11 protein-coding genes and 3 pseudogenes are annotated in these 11,432 nt (G+C 44.3%); 8 read left to right on the top strand and 6 right to left on the bottom strand.

Features of this window, described 5'->3' with window-relative positions; genetic code table 11:
• The first annotated feature begins 76 nt into the window (after nt 1-76).
• The 4 genes from mnmA (at nt 77) to AT689_RS13255 (ending at nt 4,079) form a co-directional block, all read left to right on the top strand.
• Nucleotides 77-1,198 (top strand): tRNA 2-thiouridine(34) synthase MnmA, encoded by a 1,122-nt coding sequence (mnmA, locus tag AT689_RS01785; RefSeq protein WP_001282978.1) that lies wholly within the window; start codon nt 77-79, stop codon nt 1,196-1,198.
• Between the two features lie 140 nt (nt 1,199-1,338).
• Complete coding sequence (locus AT689_RS01780) at nt 1,339-1,794, top strand: NUDIX hydrolase (RefSeq protein ID WP_000193606.1); 456 nt, start codon at nt 1,339-1,341, stop codon at nt 1,792-1,794.
• A gap of 9 nt (nt 1,795-1,803) precedes the next feature.
• A complete protein-coding gene (gene mnmG / locus AT689_RS01775) occupies nt 1,804-3,717 on the top strand; it encodes a tRNA uridine-5-carboxymethylaminomethyl(34) synthesis enzyme MnmG (protein ID WP_000220964.1) in 1,914 nt (637 codons plus the stop codon).
• Between the two features lie 203 nt (nt 3,718-3,920).
• The gene (locus tag AT689_RS13255) at nt 3,921-4,079 is read left to right on the top strand and encodes a hypothetical protein (RefSeq protein ID WP_001836040.1); all 159 of its coding nucleotides are present in this window, start codon (nt 3,921-3,923) and stop codon (nt 4,077-4,079) included.
• 16 nt (nt 4,080-4,095) lie between these two features.
• On the opposite strand, the gene rnjA is transcribed toward AT689_RS13255, so the two are convergent.
• Both rnjA and AT689_RS01765 read right to left on the bottom strand, forming a co-directional pair.
• The gene (gene rnjA, locus AT689_RS01770; protein WP_000331961.1) at nt 4,096-5,775 is read right to left on the bottom strand and encodes a ribonuclease J1; all 1,680 of its coding nucleotides are present in this window, start codon (nt 5,773-5,775) and stop codon (nt 4,096-4,098) included.
• Between the two features lies 1 nt (nt 5,776).
• Nucleotides 5,777-6,010: a DNA-dependent RNA polymerase subunit epsilon gene (locus AT689_RS01765; protein ID WP_000639574.1), complete on the bottom strand. Its 234-nt coding sequence runs from the start codon at nt 6,008-6,010 to the stop codon at nt 5,777-5,779.
• Between the two features lie 279 nt (nt 6,011-6,289).
• Here AT689_RS01765 and AT689_RS13250 point away from each other — a divergent pair.
• A pseudogene (locus tag AT689_RS13250) lies at nt 6,290-6,496 on the top strand (hypothetical protein); the annotation flags it as partial.
• 319 nt (nt 6,497-6,815) lie between these two features.
• Here AT689_RS13250 and cibB read toward each other — a convergent pair.
• Both cibB and cibA read right to left on the bottom strand, forming a co-directional pair.
• On the bottom strand, nt 6,816-6,968 hold the full coding sequence (gene cibB, locus AT689_RS01755; protein WP_000977347.1) for a fratricide two-peptide bacteriocin subunit CibB: 153 nt from the start codon (nt 6,966-6,968) through the stop codon (nt 6,816-6,818).
• Between the two features lies 1 nt (nt 6,969).
• Nucleotides 6,970-7,155: a fratricide two-peptide bacteriocin subunit CibA gene (gene cibA, locus AT689_RS01750; RefSeq protein ID WP_000180803.1), complete on the bottom strand. Its 186-nt coding sequence runs from the start codon at nt 7,153-7,155 to the stop codon at nt 6,970-6,972.
• Nucleotides 7,156-7,332: 177 nt separating this feature from the next.
• Between cibA and tsaB the strand changes: the two genes are divergently transcribed.
• From tsaB to tsaD, 3 genes are read left to right on the top strand one after another with little or no spacing between them, the layout of a single operon-like run.
• On the top strand, nt 7,333-8,016 hold the full coding sequence (gene tsaB / locus AT689_RS01745; RefSeq protein ID WP_000865669.1) for a tRNA (adenosine(37)-N6)-threonylcarbamoyltransferase complex dimerization subunit type 1 TsaB: 684 nt from the start codon (nt 7,333-7,335) through the stop codon (nt 8,014-8,016).
• The gene (gene rimI, locus AT689_RS01740; protein ID WP_000569807.1) at nt 8,013-8,450 is read left to right on the top strand and encodes a ribosomal protein S18-alanine N-acetyltransferase; all 438 of its coding nucleotides are present in this window, start codon (nt 8,013-8,015) and stop codon (nt 8,448-8,450) included. The genes tsaB and rimI overlap by 4 nt, the downstream gene beginning before the upstream one ends.
• On the top strand, nt 8,440-9,450 hold the full coding sequence (gene tsaD, locus AT689_RS01735) for a tRNA (adenosine(37)-N6)-threonylcarbamoyltransferase complex transferase subunit TsaD (RefSeq protein WP_000655036.1): 1,011 nt from the start codon (nt 8,440-8,442) through the stop codon (nt 9,448-9,450). Before rimI ends, tsaD begins: the two co-directional genes overlap by 11 nt.
• Nucleotides 9,451-9,489: 39 nt before the next feature.
• On the opposite strand, the pseudogene AT689_RS01725 reads toward tsaD, so the two are convergent.
• A pseudogene (locus AT689_RS01725) lies at nt 9,490-10,796 on the bottom strand (ISL3 family transposase).
• A gap of 333 nt (nt 10,797-11,129) precedes the next feature.
• Nucleotides 11,130-11,424: pseudogene (locus tag AT689_RS13785) on the bottom strand (transposase); the annotation flags it as partial.
• Between the last annotated feature and the right edge of the window lie 8 nt (nt 11,425-11,432).

Here is an 11,432-nt window from a genome sequence, read left to right as displayed (position 1 = left end):
ACTGCTCAAGCGACCTTCAATCGTGAAGCACACACGACCTTCAATCGTGAATAAACGAATAGATGGGAGACTTACCATGAGTGATAACTCTAAAACACGTGTTGTCGTGGGGATGAGTGGTGGTGTTGATTCGTCGGTGACGGCTCTTTTGCTCAAGGAGCAGGGCTACGATGTGATCGGTATCTTCATGAAGAACTGGGATGACACAGATGAAAACGGCGTCTGTACGGCGACCGAAGATTACAAGGATGTGGTTGCGGTGGCAGACCAGATTGGCATTCCCTACTACTCTGTCAATTTTGAAAAAGAGTACTGGGACCGCGTTTTTGAGTATTTCCTAGCGGAATACCGTGCAGGGCGCACGCCAAATCCGGACGTTATGTGCAACAAGGAAATCAAGTTCAAGGCCTTTTTGGACTATGCCATGACCTTGGGGGCAGACTATGTAGCGACTGGGCATTATGCTCGAGTGGCGCGTGATGAGGACGGCACTGTTCACATGCTTCGTGGCGTGGACAATGGCAAGGACCAGACCTATTTCCTCAGCCAACTTTCGCAAGAACAACTTCAAAAAACCATGTTCCCACTAGGACATTTGGAAAAGCCTGAAGTTCGAAAACTAGCAGAAGAAGCAGGCCTTTCGACTGCTAAGAAGAAAGACTCGACAGGGATTTGCTTTATCGGAGAAAAGAACTTTAAAAACTTCCTCAGCAACTACCTGCCAGCTCAGCCTGGTCGCATGATGACTGTGGATGGTCGCGATATGGGCGAGCATGCAGGTCTGATGTACTATACAATCGGTCAGCGTGGCGGACTCGGTATCGGTGGGCAACACGGCGGTGACAATGCCCCTTGGTTCGTTGTCGGAAAAGATCTAAGCAAGAATATTCTCTATGTAGGACAAGGATTCTACCATGATTCGCTCATGTCAACTAGCCTAGAAGCCAGTCAAGTCCACTTTACTCGTGAAATGCCAGAAGAGTTTACGCTAGAATGTACGGCTAAATTCCGTTACCGTCAGCCTGACTCTAAGGTGACCGTCCATGTCAAAGGAGACAAGGCAGAGGTCATCTTTGCGGAACCACAACGCGCGATTACACCAGGCCAGGCAGTTGTCTTTTACGATGGCGAAGAGTGTCTAGGTGGTGGTTTGATTGACAATGCTTACCGCGATGGACAAGTTTGTCAGTACATTTAGATTGACAAATTTTCTCAATTTGCTACAATAATAACAGCAATAGAAATGATGGTCAAAGCTCATGGATGTTGCAGGCTTTTTTGTCCTGCACTTCTTTGGAGTTTTGACTGTTTTTGTGTCGTTTAAGGGAAAGGACAAGAATGACTCAACAAGACTTTCGGACAAAAGTAGACAATACGGTTTTTGGTGTTCGGGCGACAGCTTTGATTCTTCAAAATCACAAGCTTCTAGTCACCAAAGACAAGGGCAAGTATTACACTATCGGCGGTGCGATTCAAGTCAATGAAAGCACGGAAGACGCGGTAGTCCGTGAAGTGAAGGAAGAACTGGGTGTCAAAGCTCAAGCTGGGCAGCTAGCTTTTGTGGTTGAAAATCGTTTTGAACAGGACGGTGTTTCCTATCACAATATCGAGTTTCATTATCTGGTGGACTTACTTGAGGATGCCCCATTGACCATGCAGGAAGATGAGAAAAGGCAGCCCTGTGAGTGGATTGACTTGGATAAGCTTGAGGATATCCAGCTAGTTCCAGCCTTTTTAAAAACGGCCCTACCAGATTGGGAAGGCCAACTAAGACACATTCATCTTGAGGAATAGGAGAGAAACATGACTTATCATTTTACTGAAGAATACGATATTATTGTAATTGGTGCGGGACACGCTGGGGTTGAGGCTTCCTTGGCCGCTAGCCGTATGGGCTGTAAGGTCCTGCTTGCGACCATCAATATTGAAATGCTGGCTTTCATGCCTTGTAATCCCTCTATCGGTGGTTCTGCTAAGGGGATTGTCGTACGTGAAGTCGATGCCCTCGGTGGCGAGATGGCCAAGACCATTGACAAGACTTACATCCAGATGAAGATGCTCAACACAGGGAAGGGCCCAGCCGTTCGTGCCCTTCGTGCGCAGGCTGATAAGGAACTTTACTCTAAGGAAATGCGCAAGACAGTTGAAAATCAAGAAAATCTGACCCTTCGTCAAACCATGATTGATGAGATTTTGGTGGAAGATGGCAAGGTTGTCGGTGTGCGTACAGCCACCCATCAAGAATATGCTGCTAAGGCTGTTATTGTGACGACAGGGACTGCTCTCCGTGGGGAAATTATCATCGGAGACCTCAAGTACTCATCAGGTCCTAACCACAGCTTGGCTTCTATTAACCTAGCTGACAATCTCAAGGAACTGGGTCTCGAAATCGGTCGTTTCAAGACAGGAACCCCTCCACGTGTCAAGGCTTCTTCTATCAATTACGATGTGACGGAAATTCAGCCAGGAGACGAAGTGCCTAATCATTTCTCATACACTTCACGTGATGAGGATTATGTCAAAGATCAAGTGCCATGCTGGTTGACCTATACCAATGGTACCAGTCATGAGATTATCCAAAACAACCTCCACCGTGCGCCTATGTTTACAGGTGTGGTCAAGGGAGTGGGGCCTCGTTACTGTCCGTCGATTGAAGACAAGATTGTGCGCTTTGCGGACAAGGAACGTCACCAACTCTTCCTTGAGCCAGAAGGGCGCAATACTGAGGAAGTCTATGTTCAAGGACTTTCAACCAGTCTGCCTGAGGATGTCCAGCGTGACTTGGTTCATTCCATCAAAGGTTTGGAAAATGCAGAGATGATGCGGACAGGTTATGCTATTGAGTATGATATGGTCTTGCCTCATCAGTTGCGTGCGACTTTGGAAACCAAGAAAATCTCAGGTCTCTTCACTGCTGGTCAGACAAATGGAACATCAGGTTATGAAGAAGCTGCTGGCCAAGGGATTATCGCGGGTATCAATGCGGCTCTGAAAATCCAAGGTAAACCTGAGTTGATTCTAAAACGAAGTGACGGTTATATCGGGGTGATGATCGACGACTTGGTGACCAAGGGAACCATTGAACCTTACCGTCTCTTGACCAGTCGTGCTGAATACCGTCTCATTCTTCGTCATGACAATGCTGATATGCGCTTGACTGAGATGGGACGCGAGATTGGCCTTGTGGATGATGAACGCTGGGCTCGTTTTGAAATCAAGAAAAATCAATTTGATAATGAGATGAAACGCCTAGACAGTATCAAACTCAAGCCAGTCAAGGAAACCAATGCTAAGGTTGAGGAAATGGGCTTCAAGCCGTTGACAGATGCGGTGACAGCCAAAGAATTCCTTCGCCGTCCAGAAGTTTCTTACCAAGATGTGGTGGCCTTCATCGGACCAGCTGCAGAAGACTTGGATGACAAGATTATCGAATTGATTGAAACAGAAATCAAGTACGAAGGCTATATTTCAAAAGCCATGGATCAGGTTGCCAAGATGAAACGTATGGAAGAAAAACGCATTCCAGCCAATATTGACTGGGATGACATCGATTCTATTGCGACGGAAGCTCGTCAGAAGTTCAAACTCATCAATCCAGAAACCATCGGCCAAGCCAGCCGTATTTCGGGAGTAAACCCAGCAGATATTTCTATTTTGATGGTGTATCTGGAAGGTAAAAATCGTAGTATTTCTAAAACTCTTCAAAAATCAAAATGATACGTCGTCGGCTTCTTACGAATGAGTTCAAAGCTTGGCTTTGATTCATCTCCAGCCTCCCATAGTTCCCCGAACTATGGGAGCTAACTCAAGTTATGCATTTTCCTAGCCTTCTGGTCTGATTTTCATTGAGTTTTAATCTCAAAAGAAAGCATAGAGAAAAACAGCTCCGAAGACGGAGCTGTTTTGTTGACTTGTACTCAATGAAAATCAAAGAGCAAACTAGGAAGCTAGCCGTAGGTTGCTCAAAGCACTGCTTTGAGGTTGTAGATAGAACTGACGAAGTCAGCTCAAAACACAGTTTTGAGGTTGTGGATAGAACTGACGAAGTCAGTAACATATATACGGCAAGGCGAAGCTGACGTGGTTTGAAGAGTATTATTCTTCATCTGGTGTGAGGATCATCGGGATGATGATCGGTTCACGTTCGGTATTTTCATAGAGGAAGGGGCGAATAGCGTTGACAATGGCACCATTGACAGATTGCACGCTAGCATCCTTATTTTTCAGTGCGATACGAATGGCATTGAAGAGGATACGCTGGCTTTGGCGAATCAAGTCGCCAGACTCTCTCATGTAGACAAAGCCTCGGCTGAGGATGTCTGGACCAGATAGAATCATCTGCGATTTGAAGTCAACAGTTGCGACTGCCAGAACGACACCGTCTTCAGATAGATCGCGACGATCTTTGAGGACAGCTGCGCCAATTTCACCGATACGATTTCCATCGACATAGATATCTTGGGCGTTGAAATGACCTGCGATACGAGCTGAGTCAGCAGTAAGGGCAAGCACATCGCCATTGCTCATGATAAAGATATTGTCCTTCTCAACACCAGTATCCACTGCTAGTCCAGCGTGGACTTTTTGCATGCGGTATTCACCGTGGACAGGCATGAAGTATTTTGGCTTAATCAAGCGGAGCATGAGTTTTTGCTCTTGCTGACCACCGTGTCCAGATGTATGGATATTGTTCACTTTACCGTGGATAACTTCGACACCAGCTTCAGAAATAATGTTAATCAGCTTGTTGACGCTAGTAGTGTTTCCAGGGATGGGACTAGAAGAGAAGATAACGGTATCGCCTGGTTGGAGTTGTACCTGACGGTGGGTTCCGTTGGCGATACGAGAGAGGGCTGCCATAGGTTCACCTTGACTACCTGTACAGAGGATCAGAATCTCACCTGCAGGATAGTCTTTGATTTCATTTGGCTCAATAAAGGTTCCCTTAGGAGCTTTGATGTAGCCAAGATCGATTCCGTTGACAATGGCCTTTTCCATAGAGCGACCAAAGACCGCAATCTTGCGCCCAGTCTTAACAGCAGCTTCCGTTGCTTGTTGGAGACGGAAGATATTTGAGGCGAAGGATGCAAAGATGATACGTCCCTCGATACCTTGGATAATCTTCATGATGGACTGGCCGACAACCTTTTCAGAGTTGGTAAAGGTTGGAACCTCAGCATTGGTCGAGTCAGAGAGCAAGCAAAGCACTCCATCTTCACCTAGGGCTGCCATACGGTGCAAGTCCGCAGGTTCTCCAACTGGAGTAAAGTCGAACTTAAAGTCACCTGTACAGATGATTTTCCCTTGAGGAGTATGGATGACAATTCCCAAAGGTTCTGGAATAGAGTGAGTCGTTCTAAAGAAAGTTGCCTTGAGATTTTTAAAGGTCAACTCGGTGTTGTGGTTGATTTCGTAAAGTTTGGCGTTGCGCAAGAGGCCGTGTTCTTCGAGTTTCCCACGGATCAAAGCCAAGGCAAGCGGTCCAGCATAAATAGGGACATTTGCTTGCTTGAGTAGGAACGGAATCCCACCAATGTGGTCCTCGTGTCCGTGTGTGATTAAAACAGCCTTGACGCGGTCGATATTGTCTACGATGTAAGAGTAGTCAGGAATGACATAGTCGATACCAAGCAAGTCATCTTCTGGGAATTTAATCCCAGCATCGACGATGATAATCTCGTCTTGGTATTCAATTCCGTAAGTGTTTTTCCCGATTTCTCCTAGACCACCGATGGCAAAAACGCCGACTTCTTCAGGTTTAAGAGTGTAGGCCATATTAGAACTCCGTAATTTTGAAGGCGCCAGTTTCTTTTTCGTAATCGAGCAATTTGTCAGACAAGAGTTCGATATATTCGATATTGTACTCTGGGCGATTTTCTTCGACAAGTTGGCGAGCAGCGATACGACCCTCAAGTTCTGAGCTGGCATCGATGTCTAGGTAAAGCGCGCGTGTTGTTTCACGACGTGGGCTACGTTCTTTTGTTTCTTGATAAAAAACTTTGTAAATCATATAGTTCCTTTCTATTTACAGGTCAGCTTATTCCAAACTTTTAGCAGAGATTTGCTTGATTTCATTCCATTTTGTGTCTAGATTGACCTTGATTCGTTACAATTATTTCAATTATACCACAAAATGAAAAATTAGTAAAAGACGGAAACGAGAAAGTTAGGGGACGATTTCTTTGGTAAGCGTTTGCAAAAACAAAGAAAATGTATTATGTTGATAACGGAAGTGAAATTTATTGCTTGTCATAATTCCATATAGATTTTAAGTCAAGGAGGTTGCCCTATGTATAACTTATTTGCTTTTGCTATCGGAGTTCGTTTGCTAGCTTTTATCGTTTTTGTTGCTTGCGTTTATGGAGGAAATCTTCTATTTGCCAAACTGGAACGATGACAAACCAAGTTCTTGAGGAAAATTACCTTTGTGACTCTCTACTCGCTTTTTCTCCTCCTCGTGACCTATGTCGTTTGGTTTGTATTTTACTTTGGATTGCCCTGCTTATGCTGGGGTTTTTTGTTTGGGGATGTAGAGATAGTAGATTTACGACACGAAAATTCCACCCCATCTATCAAGATGAGGTGGTCTTTGCATTTTTCTAACATGACATGACAATGGAATTTTCAAAGCTTATTATTTTTATGGGAGTCATTGTTCTGCTCAAAAATAGAGTTGAAGCATAAAAATAAAACAATACAAACAGATAAATCGAATGGTAAAGGGATAGTAGTAATGTTCAAATCATTGAGAATGCTGAGCAAACTGTAAGAGATGAAGACAATAAAATTTATCCTTCTAAAAATGTGTTTCTTATCTAGCATGACTTACCAAACTTTTTACGAAGGTCTTTTCCAATGGTATAACCTGCCATAAATAAAGCGATACCAACACCTACACCAAAGCCACCCTTGATTTCTTGCAATTCCTTATTAGAAATTTCACGATAGTTGTTCAAATTTTTCATCATATTAATCTCCTCCTAAAAAATAACCAGCTGCCAAACCAGAACCTATAAGTGCTGTTCCACCTGCAATAGCTTTCCAAGATACTGCTACTCCAAAGATAACCAAGGGAGCGAGACCGCCATCAATATCTGATAATTCATTTTCAGATAAGGATAAAAATTGATTGTCAAGAATGTCAAAATTTGTCATTGAATTTTCCTCCTTTTTTCTTGTTCACTTTTATATTCGGAAAAGAAAAGGAAAAGTGAGCATTTTTTTAAATTATTTTTAGTTAAGTGAGGGCACTCTTGTCTGGGGGCAAAGAAAATTCCCATGTGCCAGCTTTTGTAGTATAATAGTAAGCAGACAAAAAGATAGGAATGTGTTATGAAAGTATTAGCTTTTGATACGTCCAGCAAGGCTCTTTCTCTCGCTATTTTAGAGGATAAGCAGATTCTTGCCGAGATGACGATTAATATTAAGAAAAATCACAGTATTACCCTCATGCCTGCCATCGATTTTTTGATGGCAAGTTTGGACTGGACACCCAAGGATTTGGACCGAATCGTGGTGGCTGAAGGGCCAGGTAGCTACACAGGCTTGCGAATTGCGGTAGCCACTGCCAAGACTTTGGCTCATACTCTGAACATCGAGTTAGTTGGTATGTCTAGCCTCTTGGCTCTGGTACCCTACCAACAAGAAGGCTTGTTCGTCTCTTTGATGGATGCGCGTCGCAACAATGTTTATGCAGGATTTTATGAAAATGCTAAACCCGTCATGCCAGAAGCTCACTTACCCTTTGAGCGAGTGATTGAGTTAATCAAGGGTGCTAGTCAGGTTACCTTTGTCGGAGAAGTTGGCCCCTTTGTTGAGCAGATTCAAGAATACTTGCCAAGGACTAATTTCAAAGAAACCTTGCCAAATGCAGCTAATCTAGCTCTATGGGCCTGGGACAAGGAAGCAGACTCCTTGCATGATTTTGTGCCGAACTACCTCAAGCGTGTCGAAGCTGAGGAAAACTGGCTCAAGAATCACACCGAGTCTGGCGAGTCTTACATTAAACGCTTATGATAGAAATCAAACGAATCCAAAAACATCCTGACTTGGCTCAAGCCATCTACGCTGTTATGATAGCTGTTTACCCAGTCAGTCCTTGGACGCTGGAACAAATCCAAGCAGACCTGTCCCAAGACCAGACTTGGTATGCTTTGGCTTATGATGGGGCAGAAGTGATTGGATTTCTAGCTGTGCAGGAGAATCTTTTTGAAGCAGAAGTCCTGCAAATCGCTGTCAAAGGAGCTTATCAGAGTCAGGGGATTGCGTCAGCCTTGTTTGCTCAATTGCCGACAGACAAGGAAATTTTCCTCGAAGTCAGACAGTCAAATCAACGAGCGCAAGCATTTTACAAGAAAGAAAAGATGGCAGTTATCGCTGAGCGAAAGGCCTACTACCATGACCCAGTCGAGGACGCCATTATCATGAAGAGAGAAATAGATGAAGGATAGATATATTTTAGCATTTGAGACATCCTGTGATGAGACCAGTGTCGCCGTCTTGAAAAACGACGATGAGCTCTTGTCCAATGTCATTGCTAGTCAAATTGAGAGTCACAAACGTTTTGGTGGCGTAGTGCCCGAAGTAGCCAGTCGTCACCATGTCGAGGTCATTACAGCCTGTATCGAGGAGGCATTGGCAGAAGCAGGGATTACCGAAGAGGACGTGACAGCTGTTGCGGTTACCTACGGACCAGGCTTGGTCGGAGCCTTGCTAGTTGGTTTGTCAGCTGCCAAGGCCTTTGCTTGGGCTCACGGACTTCCACTGATTCCTGTTAATCACATGGCTGGGCACCTCATGGCAGCTCAGAGTGTGGAGCCTTTGGAGTTTCCCTTGCTAGCCCTTTTAGTCAGTGGTGGGCACACAGAGTTGGTCTATGTTTCTGAGGCTGGCGATTACAAGATTGTTGGGGAGACACGAGACGATGCAGTTGGGGAGGCTTATGACAAGGTCGGTCGTGTCATGGGCTTGACCTATCCTGCAGGTCGTGAGATTGACGATCTGGCTCATCAGGGGCAGGATATTTATGATTTCCCCCGTGCCATGATTAAGGAAGATAATCTGGAGTTCTCCTTCTCAGGTTTGAAATCTGCCTTTATCAATCTTCATCACAATGCCGAGCAAAAGGGAGAAAGCCTGTCTACAGAAGATTTGTGTGCTTCCTTCCAAGCAGCAGTTATGGACATTCTCATGGCAAAAACTAAGAAGGCTTTGGAGAAATATCCTGTTAAAACCCTAGTTGTGGCAGGTGGTGTGGCAGCCAATAAAGGTCTCAGAGAACGCCTAGCAGCCGAAATCACAGATGTCAAGGTTATCATCCCCCCTCTGCGACTCTGCGGAGACAATGCAGGTATGATTGCCTATGCCAGCGTCAGCGAGTGGAACAAAGAAAACTTCGCAGGCTGGGACCTCAATGCCAAACCAAGTCTTGCCTTTGATACCATGGAATAAAGAGTGGCTCTTTGTCAAGTGTAGTGGGTAGGCGAAAAGCTACAATCTGGAGAGTACGAAATTCGTACTCTCTTTTTTGATGTTCAAAGTCATCAAAATCCGTTTTTTAAAATTGTTAAAGTTCCGGAAACCAAAGGCTTTGCGCTTGATAACCTTAATCAAATTATTGGTCGCTTCAAGTTTAGCGTTGGAATAAGGCAGCTTAAGTGCGTTGATAATCTTATCTCTATCCCTTAAAAAAGTCCAAAAGACCGTTTGAAAAAGCGGATGAACCGTTGGCAGTTCTTGCTCAATCAATCCAAAGAAATGGTCGGCATTCTTCTCTTGAAAATGAAAGAGCAGGAGTTGATAGAGTTCGTAGTGAACCTGTAATCCCTCAGAGTAAGAAAGCAGCTTATCTCGTACTTCCCGATGGGTTAAGTGCATTCGAAACGTGGGCTGATAGAATCGTTTCTGACAGAGCTTGAAGCTATCCTGGTGTAGTAAATCAGTCCAGTGGACTGATTTAGCCCGAGCCTAGAAACGAAAAAGCGAGGGTTCCAAAAGCGCTTGAGCGCCCGATACTCCAAGGATTTTCGGTCAAATTGGTTCATGATTTGGATTCGTACTCGGTTCATAGCTCGGCTCAGATGTTGGACAATGTGGAAGCGGTCAAGAACAATCTTCGCCTTTGGAAAGAGTTGCTTAGCGAGCCGATAATAAGGGCTGTACATGTCCATGGTGATGACCTCGACCAGCTCCCGAACCTCTCTCTGATAGCGTTGGAAATGGTTTCGAATCACCGCATGAGTTCGTCCGTCTAAAATTGCGAGGATGGATTTGGACTCAAAATCTTGGGCAATGAAGCTCATTTTGCTCTTTTTGAAGCTATACTCATCCCAACTCATAACTTTTGGCAACTTGGTCCAATCGGTTTCAAACTTAAATTCCCTCAGTTTTCGGATGACGGTGGAAGTTGAGCCCGCCAATCTGTGGGCAATCTCAGTCATAGACTGCTTTTCAAGGAGGAGCTGAGCGATTTTTTGTCTCACCATGTTGGAAATCTGGCAATTTTTCTTGACAATGGATGTTTGAGAAACGACCACCTTAAGGCAATTCTTGCACTGAAAGCGGCGCTTTTTGAGATGCAGTACCGTGGGTAAACCCTGACAGTCGAGAAGCGGAATTTTAGAGGCTTTCTGGAAGTCGTATTTGATCATCTTCCCTTGACAATGAGGACAAGGAGAAGCGGGGGAATCCAACTTTGCCTGAACGACTAGATGGGTTTGGTATTTCAGAACAGACAAGATTTTGATATTTTTGTCTTCCAATCCGAGCAAATCTGTGGTATTCTTAAGTTGTTCCATATGAACCCTTTCTAATGAGTTGGTTAGACGCTTTTCATTATAGGTCATATGGGGCTTTTTTTCTACAAGAAACGACCCTATAATTCCTGGGGTGGGATTACCCACTACAGAAATTATAGAGCCAAAGCATTCCAAAGTCTTGTCTGACTCTGGAATGTTTTCTGTTCACAGTTGTTTTGTAACTGCCTAATAAGTAACCGCGCTATAACGAGGTATCTACCGAGATTGTCAATTCTCCAGTATACTGTTATAAAAAACAAAACTGGAGGATTTTTTTATGTCCCCCCCATCGTCCCATCGACTGTTCCGTAGCTGCCCAATAACGGAGTATAATCAGCTGAAACAAGAATAGGACAAAAGTGCCTCAAGAAAAGCATCGTAATTTGACAATATTATTCTGAGATGTTTTTGATGTAAGCCCATATTTTCTCAATGGGATTATACTCGGGTGAATAGGTAGGAAGTGGTAACAGTCTATGCCCTGCTCCTTACACATGTTCATTCTGTGAAACCTTGCATTGTCCATAATGATAAGGGATGGTGTATCTAAAGTAGGTAGTAAGAATTTTTGGAAGCAAGCTTCGAAAAAGTCACTCGTCATCGTATCTTTATAGGTCATCGGAGCCATAGTATATT

The organism is Streptococcus pneumoniae (genome assembly GCF_001457635.1).
Taxonomy (GTDB): domain Bacteria; phylum Bacillota; class Bacilli; order Lactobacillales; family Streptococcaceae; genus Streptococcus; species Streptococcus pneumoniae.
This window is presented reverse-complemented; position numbering and strand designations above follow the sequence as displayed.